The sequence below is a fragment of the Massilia sp. Se16.2.3 genome (assembly GCF_014171595.1).
In the GTDB taxonomy this organism is placed as follows: Bacteria; Pseudomonadota; Gammaproteobacteria; order Burkholderiales; family Burkholderiaceae_D; genus Telluria.
The window spans coordinates 664046-682678 of the sequence record NZ_CP050451.1 but is presented as its reverse complement, the minus strand read 5'-3'; the positions used below and the strand labels follow the sequence as shown (position 1 = coordinate 682678).

Genomic DNA, 18633 nt, shown 5'->3' with positions numbered 1-18633 from the left:
GCGTTTGTTCATGGGTACGTGTTGTTTCATCGGCTAGCCGCGCGCCAGCCATTGCAGGAGGCGCAGTGCGAAGCGGAACGGGGTGTCGTCCCAAGGCCGGCTGCGCGGCAGCTGGTAGCGGTCGTGGCGGCGCGTGATGGCGCCGACTGCCGTGGTGAAAGCGGCCTGGAAACCGGCCGCGCGCACCATCGCCACATGGCGCGCGTCGAAGTCCTTGCCGACCTTGCCGTTCGGGTAGGCGAACAGCGCTACCTCCTTGCCGACGATCGCTTCGAGCTCGCGCTTGCTGTCGCTGATTTCCTGCTGCGCGGCCGCTTCGTCGAGGCTGGTCAGGATCGGATGGGTCACCGTGTGGGCGCCGATCTCGATGCCGTGGCGGTCGAGATTGACGACCATTTCCGGGGTCAGCATCAGTCCCTCGGCAGCGCGCTCGCCCACCGGGGTCTGCAAACGCCCGACGAGGCGGCTGCGTTCCTGCGGCGGCAGGTATTTCGAGGCCTCGGTCAGGCGGCCCAGCGTGGCCGCGCGCTCGGGCATGCTGCGCAGCGAGTACACGCCAAGGCCGAATTCGGCCAGGTCGAGCTCCTGCTCCGGCAGGGTCTCGACGGCTTCGACGATGCTGTCGTTCCACATCGTGTGGCCGTTGACGTAGCCGCTGCTGACGAACACCGTGGCCGGCAGCTTCAGGCGGCGCAGCACCGGCAGCGCCAGGTCGTGCACCGAACGGTAGCCGTCGTCGAAGGTGATGCAGACCGCGCGCGGCGGTACGGTGCCGGCGTCGATCGCCGCCAGCGCATCGCGCAGCGGCAGGACATTGAAGCAGCGCGCCAGCAATTCCATCTGCCGGTGAAGACGTCGATGCTGGGCTCGGACGCCAGGTAGGGGGCTGGGCGCGGCCAGCACCCGGTGGTAATTGACGATCGCGACGCGGCCATTGCCGCGCGTGAGGCGGGCGATGGCATTGCCGGTGGATCGGATCAGGTGGTCGTTCATCAAGGGTGAAGAATCCGCGTTTGTTATTCGTGTATCAGCCCCGGCGCGGCCGCTCGCCGGTGGCAAAAGGTGCGGAAAACGTGGTCTTCGCAAGCAGAGGCGCACCCGGCAGCGGCCGGGCGGGCAGGCTGGCGCCAGGTGCGGGCGGCATCGCCGGCGCGGCGGCGCCGGTCCGGCCGGCAGCCATCTCGCGCAGCGTCGCCGGCAACAGGCGCTTCTGCACCACCAGCACCAGCCCGAACATGCAGAAGATCAGGTCGACGTAGGCGAAGCTGAGCGCGGCGCCGCCGAGGGCAAAGGAGAAGACGCTCAATTGCAGCATGGTCGCCAGGGTACGCAGCCAGTGGGGCGCGCCGGCGCGCTTGGCCTGGCGCGCGACGTTGCCGGCCGTGAAGAAGGCGCTCGCCAGGCCGCCCAGATACAGGCCCAGGCCGACGAAGCCCTGTTCGCCCAGCACCTGGAAATACACACTGTGCGCGGCGCGGCCGACCGTGGTGTTGGGCAGCGCGCTGCCGGTATAGAACCAGGGGAAGGAGAAGAACTCGCGCGACAGGCTGCTCCAGACCGGGAAGTATTCCAGCGACTTGAAACCGCCGCCGAAGAACGGGTGCTTGGTCGCCATGATGAACGACAGCTTCCAGGCCACGACGCGGCCCATGAAGGAGGCATCCTCGTCGGCCGCTTGAATCGTGTCGATGCGGTTCGTGTAGTCGGCCGTGATGAAAGGCATGACGGCGATCACGAGGACGACGATCAGCACCGTGAGCAGCACCTTGCGGTCGCTCTTGATGTACATGTAGGCGCCCAGTGCGGCCATCGCCACGAAGCCGCCGCGCGACATGGTGCCGATCACGCCGATCACCAGCAAGGCCATCGTGCCGAGCAGGCCGAGGCGCAGCAGGCGGGACTGCTTGCCGTATTCGCCCAGCAGGTAGTAGCACACCGGCAGCGTCATCACGAAGGCCAGCGAGAGCTCGTTGCGGTCGCCCAGCACGTGGCCGGGCATGCCGGCGATGTTGTGGTGGCCGCCGCTGGCCAGGAATTTCAGGGCCTCGAGGTCGGCATAGAAGCCCACCGAGAGGACGATACACCACAGCACGAAGTCGACGTGCAGCTTGTCCTTGATGGTGAGCGCGACGAACACGAACAGCATCACCACCTTGAAGAAGCGGATCAGGTATTCGATGGAGACTTCCTGAGGCGACAGCGAGGTGAAGGTACTGCCCACCGTCCACAGGAAAAACAGCAGCACGAAGCTGCCGATCATGCCCAGCTGGACCCTCGGCTTGTGTTTCCAGGCGAGGTAGCCGAGGATCGCCACCGCGGTAAACAGCAGGTTGTAGCGGATGTGCGAGGCCATGCCGTAGACCCAGCCGTTGGGGAAGAACAGCGCGGTCCAGACCCACATGCCGACGGCGATGAAGGGGCGCTGCACCATCGCGTACAGCATGATCGGCAGGATCGCCAGCAGGAACAGGTCACGCATGCTTGCCCTCCTCCGGTGCCGCGGCCGCCGTCTGGGCAGCCTCTTTCTGCGCCTGCTCCGCCTCTTTTGTCAGGCGCTTGTCGGTCTTCAAAGCCCACAGGCAGAAATACACCACGACGCACAGGTCCAGCGCCCACAGAATAGATTCCATCGTTCAGTCCATCCAAGTCAGGTTTGCGCCAGCGCCAGCTCGCCGGCACGGCGCGCGAGGACTTCGTCGAACAGGCGCAGCTGGCCTTCGGTCGTGTCGTCCCAGCTGAATCGTTCGGCGTAGCGGCGCGTCGCGCCACGGTCGGGGTAGTTCGCGCGCAGGGCGTTGACCGCGTCGGCCACGCCCCGGTAGCTGCGTTCGCGCATCAGGACGCCCGCTTCCGGTGCCGCCACCACTTCCGGGGTGCCGTACACGCGACTGGCCACGACCGGGGTGCCACAGGCCATCGACTCGAGCAGGACATTCGCCCAGCCCTCGCGGCTCGAGGACAGCACCAGCGCGTCGGCGGCGCCATAATGGGCCGGCAGCTGCGCTTGCGGCACCGCGCCCGTGAAAGTCACCCGGTCCGTCACCTTCAGTTCGCGCGCGAGGTTTTCCAGCTTGGCGCGGTCGGGGCCGTCGCCCGCCAGCACCGTGGCGCACGCCCGGCAGCAATGGCAGCGCGCCGATGATCAGGTCCTGCGCCTTGACCGGCACCGGGTGGCCGACCGCCAGCAGCGTGAACATGGCATCCGGACGGCGTGCGGCCGGCTCGTGGAACAGCTGCAGGTCGACGCCGTTACGCAGCGACACCACGCGGTCGGCGTCGATGCCCATCGCGACGATCTCGTCGCGCAGCGCGTTACACACCGTGATGATGCCGTCGGCGCGCTGCGCGGCCCACAGGATCTGGCGGCGCGGCAGCGCGTACTGCGGGAACAGCGTGATGTCGGAGCCGCGCGCGGTGATCACCAGAGGCTTGTTGAAGGCACGCGCCAGCATGGCGGCGGCGACGCCGTCGGGATAAAAATAATGGGCGTCGATCAGGTCGAAGTCGTAGCCCTCGTCGATCATGCGCCCGATCGCCGGTTTCACGGCCTGCGCCAGCAGCAATGGCGAGATGCTCATGCCGACTTTCGGGATCACCGGAAAGCGCGGGTGCGCCACCGATATGCCGTGGCGGGTTTCGTGGCGCGGCGCCTTGGCGAAGCGCGCATAGTTGCCGAAGCGCGGATTGGTCGACGGGAACCACGGAATCGGCGCGACCACGCGCGCCTCGACCTGGCCGCTGGCGACCAGGTGGCGCAGCCGCGTTTCCACGAAAATGCCGTGTCCCGGTTTTTCGGCGTTCGGGAACAGGGTACTGAAAGTCAGGATCTTCATGCGGCCTGCAGTCCCGTCAAGCGGCCATAGATGTTCTTGTAGCGTGCCACGCTGACCGGCCAGTTGCGCTCGGTCTCGACGTATTCACGGCCCGCCACGCGCAGCGCCGGCCACTTGGCTTGTGCTTCCAGCAGGTCGCCGACCTTCTCAGCCAGCGCTGCCGGATCGTCCGGGGCGAACAGCACGCCGGTCTTGCCGTCGACGATCAGCTCGCGGTGCCCGCCCACGCTGGACGCGGCCAGGATGCGGCCCTGCGCCATCGCTTCCAGCGGTTTCAAGGGGGTGACCAGGTCGGTCAGGCGCATCGACAGGCGCGGGTACACCAGCACGTCGAGCAGGTCGTAGTATTTCTGCACCGGGTCGTGCGGCACGCGGCCGGTGAACACGACTTTGTCGGCGATGTTCAATTCCTGCGCCATCTGGCGCAGGCGGCCATCCTGCGGGCCGCCACCGACCAGCAGCACGCGCAGGTCCGGGTGGCGCGCGGCCAGCGCCGGCACCGCGCGCAGCAGGATGTCCAGGCCCTCGTAGGCGTAGAACGAGCCGATGAAGCCGATCAGGCGGTTGTGCTCGAAGCCGAGTTTACGTTTCAGGTCCATGTCGGCAACGCCGCCGACGGCGAACTTGTCGATGTCGACCGCGTTCGGGATCACCGTGACTTTCGAGGCCGGGATGCCGCGCGCAACGATGTCGCCGCGCAGGCCTTCGCAGATCGTGGTGACCGCGTCGGCGCGCCTCAAGGCATAGGTTTCCAGGCCGCGCGTGAGTTTGTAGCGCAGGCCGTTCTCGGTGCTGGTGCCATGGTCGACGGCGGCGTCTTCCCAGAAGGCGCGCACTTCATAGACCACGGGAATGCCGAACCTGCGGCCGGCGCGCAGGGCGGCGATCGCGTTCAGGCAGGGCGAGTGGGCGTGCAGCACGTCGGGTTTGATCGTCGGGATGATCTCAACAAGGCGCTTTTCCAGGCCCTGGATGACTTCCAGCTGGTTCAGGATCGGCAGCTTCGCCATTGCGCCCTGCGACTTCGGGGTGCGGTAGAAGTGCAGGCCGTCGGCGGTCTCCTCGAGCAGGTTGTTGCCGCCCTGGTGCTTGGACCCGGTGACGTGGAAGGTCTCCCAGCCGAGCGCGCGCTGTTCGCGCAGGATCGAAGCGGTGCGGAAGGTATAGCCGCTGTGCAGCGGGATCGAATGGTCGAGGACGTGAAGGACACGCATGGGTCTTGCTCCAAACTTCAGTATGTCGTTATGCGGCGGTGGCGATCAGCGGGCTGTCCATCTGGACGGCGGCGCCGGCGCTGTCGGCGCCGTTCTTGCGCAGGAAAGCTTCGAACATCAGCACGGCCCACAGCGCAGTGCTGTGGTCCTTGGTGCCGGCCAGGTGTTCGTCGACCATCCGCTGCAGGTAGTTGCGGTTGAAGATGCCGGTGTCCAGCAACATCGGGTTCAGCACCGCCGCCTTCATCGATTCGCGCAGCGGGCCGCGCAGCCAGGACGCCAGCGGAATCGAGAAGCCCATTTTTTTGCGGTACAGGATGTCGTCGGACAGGTAGGGCTGCAGCGCCTTCTTGAAGATGTGCTTGCCCTCGCCGTTGCGCAGTTTCGAATTCGACGGCAGGCCCGAGACCCACTCGACGAACTTGTGGTCCAGCAGCGGCACGCGCACTTCCAGCGCGTGCGCCATGCTGGCGCGGTCGACCTTGGTAAGAATGTCGCCCGGCAGGTAAGTCTTCATGTCGATGTACTGGATGATCGACAGCGGATCCTCGGTCGGCGCCTTGGCGGCGTGGCCGCGCATCACCTCGACCGCGCGGTAACCCTGCAGCTGGCTGCGGAAGCCATCCGAGAACAGCTGGTCGCGCACGCGGTCGACCAGGATCGACACGCCGTGGAAGTAACCCTCGGTCAGGTCGCGCGCCAGCGCCTCGAAAGTCGTCTTGGCGCGGAAGATGCGCGGCGCCCAGTCGGCCTTCGGATAGGCTTTACCCAGGAAGCCGAACACGGGCTTGCGCAGCGCCAGCGGCAGCATCGAACGCACCTGCTGCTCGCCCATCGCCATGCGGTGGCGGCGGTAGCCGGCAAAATTCTCGTCGCCGCCATCGCCGGACAGGGCAACGGTAACGCGTTTGCGAGCCAGCTCGCAGACGCGGTAGGTCGGGATGGCCGAGCTGTCGGCATAGGGCTCGTCGTACAGGCCGGCCAGCAGGTCGACCAGGCCGTAATCGTCCTTGTCGACGGTTTCGCACTGGTGATTCGTCTTGTACTGTTCGGCCACCTGGCGCGCCCACTGCGACTCGTCGAACGCGGCATCGTTGAAGGCGATCGAGCAGGTATTCACCGGCTCCTTCGACAGGCCGGCCATCATGGCGACGATGGCGCTGGAGTCAACGCCGCCCGAGAGGAAGGCGCCCAGCGGCACTTCGGCTTCCATCTGGCTCTCGACCGCTTCGCGCAGGCGCACCACCAGCTCTTCTTCCATCTGTTTTTCCGTCATCGCGCCATGCGGCTTGAACGGCACGTCCCACCAGCGGCGCGGTTTCGCATTGGCCGCGTTCGCACCCACTTTGAGCGTCAGCGAGTAGCCGGGCGCCAGCTTGAAGGCATCCTTGAAGATGGTACGCGGCTCGGGCACGTAGCCGTAGGCGAAGTATTCCTCGACGGCGCGCGGTTCGATCACGCGCGGCAGTTCGGGGAAGGACAGCAGGGATTTGAGTTCCGAGCCGAACACGAAGGTGCCGTCCGGCAGGAAGGCGTAGTGCAGCGGCTTGATGCCGATGTGGTCGCGCGCGACGAAGAAGATCTTCTGGTTGCGGTCCCAGATGGCGAAGGCGAACATGCCGCGCAGGTGCTGGACGCAGTCTTCTCCCCACTGTTCCCATGCGTGGACGATGGTCTCGGTGTCCGAATGGGTGCGGAAGGTGTGGCCGAGGCTTGTGAGTTCGGCGGTCAGTTCGCGGAAATTGTAGATCTCGCCGTTGAACACGGTGACGATCGTGTGGTCTTCGTTGAACAGCGGCTGCTGGCCGGCCGCGAGGTCGATGATCGACAGGCGGCGGTGGCCGAAGCCCACGCCCGGTTCCAGGTACACGTCGCCTTCGACAGGGCCGCGATGGAACTGGGTCTGGTTCATCCGTTCGAGTGCGCCGCGGTCGAATACACGCGTGCCCCGTGGGTCAAAAATGCCTACGATTCCGCACATGGTTGGGTCATCTCTTTGAGGGTTGTCTTGGTGTTGCACAGGCGGTCGTACAGCGCCGTGTAGGCGCCGACCATCGCGGCAACGCTGTAATGGCGTTCGATGTTCAGGCGGGCCGCGGCGCCGTGCGCGGCCACGAGTGCGCGCTCGTCGACATAGCGGCCCAGCGCGGCGGCCAGCGCCTGCGGGTTGCTGGCCGGGACCAGCGCACCGTTCACGCCCTCCTGCACTACTTCCGGGATGCCGCCGACGCTTGTGGCCACGACGGGCAGGCCGCAGGCCATCGCTTCGAGCAGCGTCACCGGCGTGCCCTCGGCGATCGAGGACAGGGCGAAGACATCGAAAGCGCGCATCAGTTCGGGAATGTCGTTGCGCGCGCCGGGGAACCAGACCAGGTCCGCCACGCCGGCGTCAGCCGCCTTCTGCGCGAGCTTCTCGCGCAGCGGGCCGTCGCCGACGACCGCCAGGCGCAGCCTGGAGCGCCCCTCCGGGCGTGCCGCGCACAGCAGGGCAAAGGCCTCGATCAGCGTGGCCTGGTCCTTCACGTCCTGCAGGCGGCCGACGGTGCCGATGACGAAAGTGTCTGCCGGCCACGGCGTGCCGGCCGCGGCCAGCTGCGGCGCGAAGCGCACCGTGTCGACGCCGTTCATGATCAGCTCGGACTTCGCGGCCGGAATACCGACGACGTTCGTCAGCCAGCGCGCCAGGTCGTGCGACACCGGCACGTAGCGGTCGATGAAGGGCACCGGGGCGCGGCGCAGGAAGTTGTGCTTGCGGTTCAGGCCCTGCGGATCGCTGGCGTCGCGGCCATGCTCGGCGTGAATGCGCACCGGCACGCCGGCAGCCAGGGCCGGCACCGCATACTCCGCGCAGGCGAAGTTATAGGTGTGCAGGACGGCCGGGCGCAGCTGGCGCAGCAGCTTGAACAGTTTGACGTGGATGCCGAGGCCCAGGCCCGGTTGCTTGTCGAGCGAATACAGTTCGACGCCGGGACGCGTGATCTTCTCGGCAAACGCCGTGTAGCCGGTCAGGCAGACGACGGCGTGCCGGTAGCGCTCGGGTGGCATGTGGTTGATGCAGTCGACCAGCAGGGTTTCCAGCCCGCCGAAGTCGAGCCGGTAGATCAGGTGCACGACCAGCGGCGTCTGCGCTGGCCGGTTCTTCGTTACAGCCATGATTACCGTTCCCGCGTTGCCTCGAGCGTCGACTGCAGCGGCGCCAGGTTCGATTGCAGGAAGGCGCGCAGGGCGGCACGTGCCGCTTCCGGCTGCTCGCCGACCGGGGTGGCGATCATGAGGAGGGCGCCATCGTCGCCATGCATCATGAGCTTGGCTTTCGCCTGCCACAGCTTGCCCAGGTAGTCGTTGGCGGTGAAGCGGCCATCGACCCAGTGCCAGTGCCAGACCAGGTAGTTACCCTGCGGGCCCTTGACGCGCGTTTCGCGCAGCGCCAGCTGCCGGCCGTTGAACTCCTCGACGCGGCCTTCGGAAGCCACGTGGCGGAAGCCCTGCTTGCGCAGGTCGACCCGGTTCACGGAGCTGATCAGGCGCTTCTCGGGACCCTGGTTGCGGTAGTACAGGACGTTCAGGTCCACAGGGGCGCCGGCCGCCGTGTAGGCGCCCTTCAGGGTCGCGTCGGCCGCCATGTATTCCGGGCTCCAGGTCGGCTCGCCGGCAGGGCGCGACGCCAGGTTCGATCCGTCCAGCACTACCGGCGCCGGGTTGTGGGCGGCCTTGTCGCTCAGCGCGGCCAGCAGCGGCCACACGGCGCACACCAGCACCGATGCAATCGCCGCGGTGGCCACCGTACGGGTCGGGGCAGGGCGCACGCTCGGCGCGCCGGCAGCGGCATCGGCGGCGGTCGGTGCCGTGTCGGCCTCGTCTTCGCGCCAGTAGCTGCCGATCCAGAACATGATGAACATGACCAGGCCGAAGAACAGCCAGCCGTAGATCAGGTGGTCGACACCGGTGGCCAGTTCCATGCCGCTCATGTGGCCGATCATGACGATCATGTAGGCGCGCAGGCCGTTGGCGACGATCGGCACGATCACCGACAGGCCGATGAACAGGGCGCGGCGCTTGGCCGAGCGGTAGCTCAGGTAGGCATACAGGCAGCCCAGCGTGATCGAGGAAATCAGGTAGCGCACGCCGCTGCAGGCTTCCACCACCGACCAGCTGCCGGTCGGCAGTTCGAACTGGGTGCCGTTGCGCAGCACCGGAATGCCGGTGGCGCGCACCATCGCCACCGTGAAGTCGGCGGTGAAGTTGATCAAAGGGTGGACGAAGACTTCGCCGAAGGGGACCGCGAACAGCAGGAACAGCAGCGGGAAGGTCAGCGAGCCGGCCAGGCGCCGGCCCATCAGCGCGAGCGCGACGACCGGGAGCATGGCGACGAAAGCGTACTGCATCACCACCTGCACTTCGCCGGCGCGCGCCACCAGCCAGCCGGCGCCGCACAGGGCGAGCAAACCCGGGGCCGGCCACCGGGCGCGGCTGGAATGCGCGCGAACACTTCGCGCCGGCGCCACACCAGCCACAGGCTGATCGGCAGGATGGCATAGCCGTGGGCGAAGGTCTCGGAGCTGTTCCAGACCGAGACGATCGAGGCGGCGGTGCTCCAGTACAGCAGGAAGGGCGCGAGCAGGGGCGGCGATGATGATGGCCGCGTTCGGGACCGACAGGCGTCCCGCGCCGGCACCGGCGATTGCCGGGTTGTCGTTCATCAGCATTCGAACCTCGTTTCGATCTGGGACAGGTGGGCCGGCCAGCTGTAACGGCGTTCGACGCTGGCGCGCGCGGCGCGGCCCATGGTGTCGTCCGGGGTACGCAGCAGCGCAATCACGGCGTCGGCGTAGGCTTCAGGGGCGTCGGCGACGAGCAGTTCGCGCCCGCTGGCGGCGTCGATGCCCTCGTGAGGCCTGGGGCGAGGCAACGACGGGACGGGCCATCGCCATCGCTTCGAGCACCTTGTTCTGGATGCCGCGCGCGATGCGCAGGGGTGCCACCGCCACGCTGCAGTGGGCCAGGTAGGGGCGCACGTCGGGCACGGTGCCGGTCACCGCGATGGCGTCGCCCGCCAGTGCCTGCACTTCCGGTGCCGGACGCGAGCCGACGATGTAGAAGCGCGCCTGCGGCACGGCGGCGCGCACGCGCGGCAGCACCTCGGCGGCAAACCATTTGACGGCATCGATGTTCGGCCAGTAGTCCATGGCGCCGGTGAAGACCATGGCCTGTTCTCCTGCCGCGAACGGATTGTCGTAGCTGCGCTCGGGGCTGAAGTACTCGGTGTCGACGCCGTTGTTGAAGAAGCCGATCTTGGCGCGGTTTTCCGGCGCCAGGCCGCGGAACAGTTCCGCTTCCGGCTCGGACACGAACAGGGAAGCGTCGCAGATCTCGGCGACGCGGCGCTCGTAGTCGAGCAGGCTCTTCGCCTCGTGGCGGTACACCCAGCTCATCGGCCACTTTTTCTTCTCGGCGTACTGGCGCCACTTGTCGGAATCGACGTCGCAGAAATCGATCACGCGGCGCGCGGCCGGGAATTGTTCGGCGTACTGCGCCATCACCGACGAGAACATCATCACGCGCGCGATGCCGTGTTCGCGCATGGTGTGCGTCACCCACTGCTGCATGCCGGCGTCGCGGTAGTAGGCCAGCGACAGCGATTTACCCGTGGCGAGCGCGCCGGCACTGCGCAGCTTGCCCTTTTTCGGGTCGAGCCGGGCGAAATGGCTGCTCGCGCACAGGGCCTCGACGTTGGGCACGTACTGCCAGTCGGCTTCGTCGTCGACAAAGGTCGCCAGATGCACGCGATACTTGCCCGCCAGGTGCTTCAGCAGGTGGTAGGAGCGGATCTTGTCGCCCTTGTTCGGCGGGTAGGGGATGCGGTGTACCAGCAGCAGCAGGTCGGGTTTGGCGGCTTCCGCGACCGCCGCCGCCTTCTTTTGCAGCACGCCCTCGATGATCGAATTCATGGCCGTTCCAGGAAAATGCGGTCCATCCGGTCCCACGCGAAATCCTGGGCGAGGGCGGCAATGCGCCCTTCCATGCGCTCGATGTTGATGTAGTGGCGGAAGCGCGCCTTGGCACCCAGGCCTTCGGGGCGCGGCTGGCCAGGATCGACTTCCCACGGGTGGAAGTAGAACAGCGCCGGCTCGTTGTCGATCTCGTTGACGCGCTTGACCATCCAGCGCGAGAGCGCGTAGGGCAGCAGGCGGAAATAGCCGCCGCCGCCGGCCGGCAGCTTGCGACCGCCCAGCATGGCCGTGGTGATCGGGATTTCCAGCAGCCCGTCCGGGCCGTTCGGATAGAAGGCGAAACGGGGCGCGTCCGGCATGCCGTAATGGTCGTGGGCGATCGGGTAGATGCTCGAGCTGTAGCGGTAGCCGGCTTGCGTCAGCGCTTCCAATGCCCACAGGTTGCCATGGCCGATGGAAAAACTCGGGGCGCGGTAGCCGATGATCTGCTGGCCGCCGATGTCTTCCAGCAGCGCCTTGCTCGACCGGATGTCGTTGTCGAACTCCGCGCGGCTCTGGTCGGACGCGCGCAGGTGGCCGTAGCCGTGGCTGGCCAGTTCATGGCCGGCCGCGACGATGCGGCGCACCATCTGCGGATAGCGCTCGGCGATCCAGCCCAGCGTGAAGAAGGTGCCTTTCACGTCGTGGCGCTCGAACAGCGCCAGGATGCGATCGACATTGGCTTCGACGCGGCATTCGCGCGCCGGCCAGCTGTCGCGGCTGATGTAGGGAGCGAAGGCCGAGACCTGGAAGTAGTCTTCGACGTCGCAGGTCATGGCGTTGCGGATACGCTCACCCGGCTGGCGCTGCGGCCGGGCTGCGGGAGCTTGCATTTTCATTCCTGGGTATCCACGTGGTGATGCGCCGGGTTCCCCTGCGGCGGGGTGGCGACGATTTTCTTCAGGATCGACAGCACCGACACGATCGATTTCTCGAGGCGCATCATACGCTCGTCGAGCACCTCGGCGCTGGCGCGGCGCTCGGGCAGGCCGAGGCCGTCCTCGATCGATTCGATGCGCAGCGTGTCGGCGGCCGGCGTGCCGACCGGGTTCGGTGCCTGGAATTCCTCGCTGATGTCGCTGATGACGGTCTGGATGTGCCCCTCGTTGAACTCGTGCAGTTCTTCCAGGTAGCCCATCAGGAGCACGCGGTCGAGCAGGGTGTTGGTCTTGCGCGGGATGCCGCCGGTGTAGCCGAAGATGGCGGCGTGGGCGCCGTCATCGAAAGCCGGGTCGCCCTGCCAGCCGACCGTGTGCAGGCGGTGCTCGATGTAGGCGCGGGTTTCCTGCGCGTCCATCGGGCCCAGGTGGTAGCTGGCGATCACGCGCTGGCGCAACTGCTGCATGCTGGGGCTGTGCAGGGTGGCGCGGAACTCCGGCTGGCCGAGCAGGAAGGTCTGCAGCAGCGACTTGTCGTCGGTCTGGAAGTTCGACAGCATGCGCAGTTCCTCGACCGTCTTCGGGCTCAGGTTCTGGGCTTCGTCGATGACGAGCAGGGCGCGCTGGCCCTGGCGGTCGACGCTGCGCAGGAAGTGCTCGAGGCGGGTCAGCATGTCGGTCTTGCTGGCGCCTTCATAGGGCAGGCCGAAGGCCGACACCACCATGCGCAGCGTGTCGTCCGGATCCAGGTGGGTATTGACGATGTGGGCGGCGACGATCTGGTCCGACGGCAGCTTGCTGAACAGGTTGCGCACCAGCGTGGTCTTGCCGGCGCCGATTTCGCCGGTGATGACGATGAAGCCCTCACCCTGCGACAGGCCATATTCCAGGTAGGCCATGGCACGCTTGTGGCCCTTGCTGCCGAAGAAGAAATGGGGATCGGGGCGCAGCTGGAAGGGCTTGGCCGAGAGTCCGTAATAGGTTTCGTACATCGTGTTACTCCGTTAGAGCTGGACCGTGAGGGTGGCGGAGACGGCGTTTTCGGTATAGTCGTGGCGGATTTCGCTCTCGCCGACGAGGCGGCGCACTTCCAGGCTGCCGCGCACCGAGCGGCCGAAGCGGTGGGTCAGGCCCAGGCGCAACGATTGCTGGTTGCCTTCGAGGTCGGTCGTGAGCGAGCGCGTATGCGATGCCGATGCCGAGGCCTGCGCGCTCGAACGCGCGCTCAGGCGGTAGTTGTAGGAGGCGTTCACGCCAACCTGGCGCACGCTGTCGTTCAGGCTGCGCAGCTGGCTGCCGAGCAGGCCGCTGTCGGCTTCCGACGAGGACAGGGCGACGCGCTCGCTGGCATAGGCCGACAGCACGGCGGTGCTGTGGCGCCAGTTGAACGCGCTCGATGCCTGCAGCAGCTTCTGGCGCATGTAGCGGTTGCTCAGGTAGTTGATGTTGTCGGCCAGCGTAGGCGGCAGGTTGGCGTAGCGCATGTAGTTTTCCACCGCCTGGCGCCGCACCACCGGATCGGGAATCGTGGCCTGGAACATCGCATCGAGCATGGACGCGGTGTCGATCGCCGACGGCAGCGTGAACTGCTGGCGGCTGGTGGTGACGGCGTCGGAATAGCTCAGCCTCCAGACGCTGTGGCGGCTGCGATGCGAGGCGGCCAGCATGCCGGTGTTGCCGAGGTAATGGCGGCCGATCGACATCTGCAGGTTGGTGCGCGCCGACGGTGCCCAGATGAAGCCGGTCGTCCAGCTGGCGCCGGCCGTGCGTCCGCCCAGGGCCTGGTAATCGAACTTGTCGTAGCCGGCCGACCCCGTCAGCGCGAACGTCGGGCCGAGGCGGTAGTTCGCATTGAGCAGGATGTTTTGCGACGAGGTGTCGCCGAAGTTCTCGTTGTCGACAGTCTGATGCGCCGCGTGCAGGCTCCAGCCGACGTTGCGAAAGCCCGGGCCGCCGACGAGGTCGATGGCCACGCCATCGGCCGAGCTGTCGCCGAACAGGCTGCGCGAATCGGATTTCACCACGTCGTGGGTATAGCGCGCGGTGCCGGTGACCAGGTTGCCGAAGCGGTGGGTCACGTAGGGGCTGATGCGCCAGGTGCTGACGTCGGTCTGGTTTTCGCGGCTGTAGCGGTTGCCGTTGGCATCTTCGGCCAGCGGGCCGAAGGCCGAGATGCTGCGCGCGCTGCTGCTGGCGCCTGCGTCGACATAGAACAGCTCATCGACCACCTTCACGCGGCCGTTGGCGTTGTACTCGTGCTGGCTGGTGCGCACGCCCGGAACGTCGTCTTCGCTGTAGGCGTAGTAGTAGAGGCGGGCGTTGGCGGCGAAGTCCACGCGCGAGCTCTTGCCCACCACGGAAACGCCCGGTATTGCTTCGGTCACCCAGGATGCGCGCTTGTCATTGTCGGCGCGCAGGTTGACGTTGTCGCTGTAGGTTTCGCTCAGGGTGAACGTCGGGGTGACGTCCCAGGTCCGCATGGGCCGGCAGCGCCACCAGCAGCGCCGCCGCCAGCGGCGCCAGGCGCAACGCGTACGGTGGCAAATGCGGCGACGGCAGCTGCGAACGCTTAGCCGTAGTGATAGTCATACGTCTCTTCGATGCCGGGGATGTCCCGGGCCTTGTTGTAGATGAGGTTCACGTTGCTGCAGCCTTCGAGTTGACGCAGCGATTCCTTGACGGCGTGCTGGGTCGTGCCCTGGGCTTCGACGACCATCACGATCTGGCCCATGTGGCTGGCCAGGACGCGCGATTCGCTCGTCAGCAGCAGCGGCGGCGAATCGAAAATGATGACGCGGTCAGGATAGCGGTGCGCGATCTCGGTGACCAGGCTCGTCATCGTCGAACTGGCCAGCAGTTCGGTCGCGCGCGGCGTGCTAGTGCCGGCCGGGAGGATGCTCAAGGTGTCGACGTTCGTGCGCAGCATCACGTCCGACAGGTCGAGCTTGTCGTCGAGCAGGATGTCCATCAGGCCGCGCTGGGCCGGCAGGCCGAGCGTGCGCAGCACCGAAGGACGGGCGACGTCGGCGTCGACCAGCAGCACGGTGTGGTCGAGTTCCATCGCAATGCTCATGGCCAGGTTGATGGCGCAATAGGTCTTGCCTTCGCCCGGCAGCGAGCTGGTAAGCATGATCAGGTTGTTCGGGCGGCCTGGGGCCGAGGCTTCGCTGAAGGCGCGCTTGAGCAGCGGGCGCTTGATCACGCGGAAGTCCTCGAGCAGGTTGGTGCGTCCGCCGGCGGCGGTCACCATGCCGGCGTCGCGCATGCGCGCCAGGTCGAGGTCGACCTTGCGGGCGCTCGTTTTTGCGCCAGGGCGATGGCCGCCGCTACGGGCCTGCACGGGTGGCACTGGCGCTGCTGCGGCCCGTGCAGGGGCTGGTGCGTGCGCCGGCGCTGCCGTGGCGGCAGCGGCGAGGGCGGCCGCTTCGGCCGGCGTCGGTTCGAAGGTTTCGATTGCCGGTGCAGCGTGTGCGGAGGCCGGGGCCGCGTGCGGTTCCAGGACGATGGCCTGGTCGTCGTGTTCGACGACCGGGGCTGGCGCTGGTGCGCGGGTGTGGTCAATGCGGCTGGCCGCTTTTTCGATAATGCTCACATTCGCTCCTAACGTTCTTCCTTACAGGCCCGGACGGGCCATCATGGTCGCCAAGCCGGCGCCGTACACGCCGAACAGCAGCAGCAGGGTGGCAGCCAGGCCGTACAGGCGCTTCTTGCGCTGCGCCTTCTGGCCATCGGTCCAGTGCATGTTGATGGTGCCCAGGATCGGCACGCCGGTCACTTCACGCAGCGCGGTCTGGCTGAGGAAGGTCGGGCGGAACTGGCTCATCAGGAATGCACCGGCCAGGCCGGCGATCAGCGCCACGATGAAGGCGGCGCTGAACAGCACCGGGCGGTTCGGACCGGTCGGCACCAGCGGTGCCATTGGCGGCTCGATCACACGGAAGGTCAGCATGTCGGTGGCCGACGAGAGGTCGCCCGACAGCTTGGCCTGTTCGCGGCGCTCGACCAGCTTCTGGTAGTTCTCGCGGTTGATCGCGTAATCGCGGTTCAGCTGGGCCAGCTGGGCTTCGACTTCCGGCGCGGTGGTGCTCTGGGTGCGCAGGGTGGCGACGCGCTGCTGGTACTCGGCCACGCGGGCACGCAGGCTGGCGACGCGCGATTCGGCGTCCGACAGCGATACGTTCAGCTGCTGCATCATCGGGCTGGCGGCGGCGCCCGGGTCGGGACGGCCCTTCTTCGCTTCTTCCCGCTTGCGCGCCTGCAGCTGGTCGAGCAGGCGGCGGGTGGCAATGATGTCCGGGTGCTGCTCGGTGTACTGCAGGCGCAGCGTGTCGAGGTTCTTCTGGGCGGTCGCGATGCGGCTTTCCAGTTCCGGATCGGCCATGACGGTGCCGCCGGCGGTGCTGCCGCCGGTCATGCGGCGGCGGATGGCGTTGCGCGACTGCTCGGCTTCGGCCAGTTCCAGCTTGGCCTGGCTGAGGGCGTCGTTGGCAGCGTTGACGCGGCTGCCGAAGTCGGCGCCTTCACGCGGCAGCAGGCCCATGTTCTTGATCTTGAATTCCTTCAGCTTGTCCTCGGCGGCGGCCAGCTTTTCCTCGTAGCTGCGGATCTGGTCGTCGATGAACTGGACAGCCTTGTCCGATTCCTGCTTCTTGCCGCCGAAGCTGCCCTCGACGAAGATCGTCAGCAGCGACTGCACCACGTCCTTGCCCAGCTTCGGGTCGGTGGCCTTGTAGCTGATCGTGTAGATGTCGTCGCGTTCGGTGCCGGCGATGGTGATCTTCGAGATCAGGTTGTCGATCATCTTTTCCTTCTCGTCGGCGTCCTTTGCCTTGACGTCGAGATCGGTCATGCGCATGACGCGCTCGACGTTCGGACGGCTGATCAGGGTCTGGCGCATGAACTGCACCTGCTGATCGAGGTTCGGCAACGAGGTCATCCCCGACAGCAGCGGTTTCAGGATGCTCTGGGTATCGACGTAGACCCGCGCGGTGGTCTCGTACTGGTTCGGCAGCTTGAGCACGATTGCCCAGCCAATCAGCGCCACCAGCCAGGTGATGGTCACTGCATGCCAACGGTATTTACCGATGGCCTTAAGGAAATTCAGGATAAGGGCTGTTATTTCTGCCATCTCGTCAGTCTCGCCATGAAGGCCCGGCCAGGAGCCGGACTGTAACAATCAACAAAGAACACGCATCATCGCTTGTTGTTTGTGCAATTGCAATTGCGTGCCAGAAAATTGAGCAAGTAAGGCGACAAAATGGCACCGCTTACAACACAAGTTCCTAGCTGCAATGCATAAAAATCCCCAAGGCATCTACTTGAAGCACTATTGTTATCAACAAGCAAACTACCGCAGAGCCTAAATGTTGCACTACGTCAAGGCAGATGCGCGGGCCAATCTTCCACTTCCAGACCCGGCCGCAGCCTTTGCTCAACATCAAACCCTTGTATTGTAATGTCTAAATTACAAAAGGGCTGCACGATTGATTCCTATCCGAAATAATGAATGCGCTCCGGACGCGCCCGTTAGCGCCTGTCTGCCGGAGCCCGCATGCCTGCTGGCGTTGCGCCTGTTGCAGTCTCCGGCGTCGGGGTGTTTCGTCCCCTCGCAGGCTTGCGGACTTGCGAAAGTGCCGAGGTCTTCTGAAGCAATGCGGTACAAGGAGGGCGATGCAGTCGAGCTTCTGATAGATAGGGTCTGCCAGCGCGTTGCCGCTTGCTGTTTACTGCGGCTTGGCTGATCGGGCACTGTCCACCAGGCAGGCCGACCGTGTTGTTCGCTCGCCGGTGCCCGTTGATGACAGGGAGGGGAACTGTTGCCAGCGGAGTAAAAAATAACAATATTTCAATCGTGCACGCCTTTTTGGCATGCATGATTAAGATACAATACGTCGGTTTGATGGCTAAAACACAATTTTACATTTGCAACAACAACAGTCTGGGCCGCGCGCTCGCTGCTTGTCTGAAGGGGAATGACGTGAGCAAGATCATGACGAATTTGACCAAACTGGCCCTGGCTACTGCCTGCGCCCTGACCCTGTCGGGCTGCGCGTGGTTCAACAAGCCGGCGGCGGCACCATCGGCCGCAGCCCTGGCGGGCGCCGCGCCTGCCGATTACCTGATCGGCCCGGGCGATGCCGTCAATATCATCGTCTGGCGCAATCCCGAGGTATCGATGTCGGTGCCGGTGCGTCCGGACGGCAAGATCACCACGCCGCTGGTCGAAGACCTGCCTGCCGCCGGCAAGACCTCGACCGAGCTGGCACGCGACATCGAGAAGGCGCTGGCCAAGTTCATCCAGCAACCGGTCGTCACCGTCGTCGTCACTGGTTTCGTCGGTAACTACGGCGAGCAGATCCGCGTGATCGGCCAGGCCGCCAAGCCGCAGGCGCTGGCCTACCGCCGCGACATGTCGCTGATGGATGTCCTGATCGCGGTCGGCGGCGTCACCGAATTCGCTTCCGGCAACAAGGCGAGCATCATCCGCAACGTCGGCGGCAAGCAGGAAAAACTCAACGTACGCCTTGACGACCTGATCAAGGAAGGCGATATTTCGGCGAACATGCCGATGCGCCCGGGTGATATTCTGGTGATTCCGGAAAGCTTCTTCTGATAGAACCCTGTCGGGTTTTCTTACAACGGCGCCGGGTGGCGCCGTCGTCGTTTGGGCGTACCAGACTGTCTACGGGGCTAAGTGATTGATTTTTTGTTGCAATTG

15 protein-coding genes and 2 pseudogenes are annotated in these 18633 nt (G+C 65.8%); 1 reads left to right on the top strand and 16 read right to left on the bottom strand.

Annotated features, from left to right (window positions below):
• Positions 1–33 precede the first annotated feature (33 nt).
• The 16 genes and pseudogenes from G4G31_RS03215 to G4G31_RS03150 all read right to left on the bottom strand — a co-directional run bounded on the left by G4G31_RS03215 (position 34) and on the right by G4G31_RS03150 (position 16977).
• Complete coding sequence (locus tag G4G31_RS03215; protein ID WP_229425317.1) at positions 34–993, bottom strand: polysaccharide deacetylase family protein; 960 nt, start codon at positions 991–993, stop codon at positions 34–36.
• 34 nt (positions 994–1027) lie between these two features.
• The gene (locus G4G31_RS03210; protein WP_182990265.1) at positions 1028–2479 is read right to left on the bottom strand and encodes a putative O-glycosylation ligase, exosortase A system-associated; all 1452 of its coding nucleotides are present in this window, start codon (positions 2477–2479) and stop codon (positions 1028–1030) included.
• A complete protein-coding gene (locus G4G31_RS03205) occupies positions 2472–2630 on the bottom strand; it encodes a hypothetical protein (protein ID WP_182990264.1) in 159 nt (52 codons plus the stop codon). Before G4G31_RS03205 ends, G4G31_RS03210 begins: the two co-directional genes overlap by 8 nt.
• Before the next feature lie 17 nt (positions 2631–2647).
• Entirely contained in the window at positions 2648–3103 is a 456-nt protein-coding gene (locus G4G31_RS28020) for a glycosyltransferase (protein ID WP_308622072.1), read from the bottom strand.
• A 190-nt stretch (positions 3104–3293) separates the two neighbouring features.
• Positions 3294–3833, bottom strand: a pseudogene (locus tag G4G31_RS28015) (glycosyltransferase); the annotation flags it as partial.
• A complete protein-coding gene (locus tag G4G31_RS03195) occupies positions 3830–5047 on the bottom strand; it encodes a TIGR04063 family PEP-CTERM/XrtA system glycosyltransferase (protein WP_182990263.1) in 1218 nt (405 codons plus the stop codon). The gene G4G31_RS03195 and the pseudogene G4G31_RS28015, both read right to left, overlap by 4 nt.
• A gap of 28 nt (positions 5048–5075) precedes the next feature.
• The gene (locus G4G31_RS03190; RefSeq protein WP_182990262.1) at positions 5076–7028 is read right to left on the bottom strand and encodes an XrtA/PEP-CTERM system amidotransferase; all 1953 of its coding nucleotides are present in this window, start codon (positions 7026–7028) and stop codon (positions 5076–5078) included.
• The gene (locus G4G31_RS03185; protein WP_182990261.1) at positions 7013–8200 is read right to left on the bottom strand and encodes a TIGR03088 family PEP-CTERM/XrtA system glycosyltransferase; all 1188 of its coding nucleotides are present in this window, start codon (positions 8198–8200) and stop codon (positions 7013–7015) included. Before G4G31_RS03185 ends, G4G31_RS03190 begins: the two co-directional genes overlap by 16 nt.
• Before the next feature lie 2 nt (positions 8201–8202).
• Positions 8203–8937: an exosortase C-terminal domain/associated protein EpsI gene (locus G4G31_RS25040; RefSeq protein ID WP_229425687.1), complete on the bottom strand. Its 735-nt coding sequence runs from the start codon at positions 8935–8937 to the stop codon at positions 8203–8205.
• A 30-nt stretch (positions 8938–8967) separates the two neighbouring features.
• Positions 8968–9722 (bottom strand): annotated as a pseudogene (gene xrtA, locus G4G31_RS25035) (exosortase A); the annotation flags it as partial.
• A 160-nt stretch (positions 9723–9882) separates the two neighbouring features.
• Positions 9883–10995 (bottom strand): TIGR03087 family PEP-CTERM/XrtA system glycosyltransferase, encoded by a 1113-nt coding sequence (locus G4G31_RS03175; protein WP_229425316.1) that lies wholly within the window; start codon positions 10993–10995, stop codon positions 9883–9885.
• Positions 10992–11876, bottom strand: coding sequence for an XrtA system polysaccharide deacetylase (locus G4G31_RS03170; protein ID WP_182990260.1), 885 nt, complete (start codon positions 11874–11876; stop codon positions 10992–10994). Before G4G31_RS03170 ends, G4G31_RS03175 begins: the two co-directional genes overlap by 4 nt.
• Complete coding sequence (locus G4G31_RS03165) at positions 11873–12907, bottom strand: XrtA/PEP-CTERM system-associated ATPase (protein ID WP_182990259.1); 1035 nt, start codon at positions 12905–12907, stop codon at positions 11873–11875. The genes G4G31_RS03170 and G4G31_RS03165 overlap by 4 nt, the downstream gene beginning before the upstream one ends.
• A gap of 12 nt (positions 12908–12919) precedes the next feature.
• Positions 12920–14395, bottom strand: coding sequence for a TIGR03016 family PEP-CTERM system-associated outer membrane protein (locus G4G31_RS03160; protein ID WP_182990258.1), 1476 nt, complete (start codon positions 14393–14395; stop codon positions 12920–12922).
• Positions 14396–14484: 89 nt separating this feature from the next.
• Positions 14485–15507 carry an XrtA-associated tyrosine autokinase gene (locus G4G31_RS03155; RefSeq protein WP_182990257.1) on the bottom strand — a complete coding sequence of 341 codons (1023 nt, stop codon included), beginning with the start codon at positions 15505–15507 and terminating at the stop codon, positions 14485–14487.
• Between the two features lie 21 nt (positions 15508–15528).
• Positions 15529–16977, bottom strand: coding sequence for an XrtA system polysaccharide chain length determinant (locus tag G4G31_RS03150; RefSeq protein ID WP_229425315.1), 1449 nt, complete (start codon positions 16975–16977; stop codon positions 15529–15531).
• Between the two features lie 927 nt (positions 16978–17904).
• Between G4G31_RS03150 and G4G31_RS03145 the strand changes: the two genes are divergently transcribed.
• The gene (locus G4G31_RS03145) at positions 17905–18528 is read left to right on the top strand and encodes an XrtA/PEP-CTERM system exopolysaccharide export protein (RefSeq protein WP_182991662.1); all 624 of its coding nucleotides are present in this window, start codon (positions 17905–17907) and stop codon (positions 18526–18528) included.
• Positions 18529–18633 lie beyond the last annotated feature (105 nt).

Bases quoted from the DNA above. Each gene is read 5' to 3' on its own strand.
- G4G31_RS03215 (WP_229425317.1), bottom strand. From the start codon at position 993: ATGAACGACCACCTGATCCGATCCACCGGCAATGCCATCGCCCGCCTC.
- G4G31_RS03210 (WP_182990265.1), bottom strand. From the start codon at position 2,479: ATGCGTGACCTGTTCCTGCTGGCGATCCTGCCGATCATGCTGTACGCG.
- G4G31_RS03205 (WP_182990264.1), bottom strand. From the start codon at position 2,630: ATGGAATCTATTCTGTGGGCGCTGGACCTGTGCGTCGTGGTGTATTTC.
- G4G31_RS03195 (WP_182990263.1), bottom strand. From the start codon at position 5,047: ATGCGTGTCCTTCACGTCCTCGACCATTCGATCCCGCTGCACAGCGGC.
- G4G31_RS03190 (WP_182990262.1), bottom strand. From the start codon at position 7,028: ATGTGCGGAATCGTAGGCATTTTTGACCCACGGGGCACGCGTGTATTC.
- G4G31_RS03185 (WP_182990261.1), bottom strand. From the start codon at position 8,200: ATGGCTGTAACGAAGAACCGGCCAGCGCAGACGCCGCTGGTCGTGCAC.
- G4G31_RS25040 (WP_229425687.1), bottom strand. From the start codon at position 8,937: ATGTTCTGGATCGGCAGCTACTGGCGCGAAGACGAGGCCGACACGGCA.
- G4G31_RS03175 (WP_229425316.1), bottom strand. From the start codon at position 10,995: ATGAATTCGATCATCGAGGGCGTGCTGCAAAAGAAGGCGGCGGCGGTC.
- G4G31_RS03170 (WP_182990260.1), bottom strand. From the start codon at position 11,876: ATGAAAATGCAAGCTCCCGCAGCCCGGCCGCAGCGCCAGCCGGGTGAG.
- G4G31_RS03165 (WP_182990259.1), bottom strand. From the start codon at position 12,907: ATGTACGAAACCTATTACGGACTCTCGGCCAAGCCCTTCCAGCTGCGC.
- G4G31_RS03160 (WP_182990258.1), bottom strand. From the start codon at position 14,395: ATGCGGACCTGGGACGTCACCCCGACGTTCACCCTGAGCGAAACCTAC.
- G4G31_RS03145 (WP_182991662.1), top strand. From the start codon at position 17,905: ATGACGAATTTGACCAAACTGGCCCTGGCTACTGCCTGCGCCCTGACC.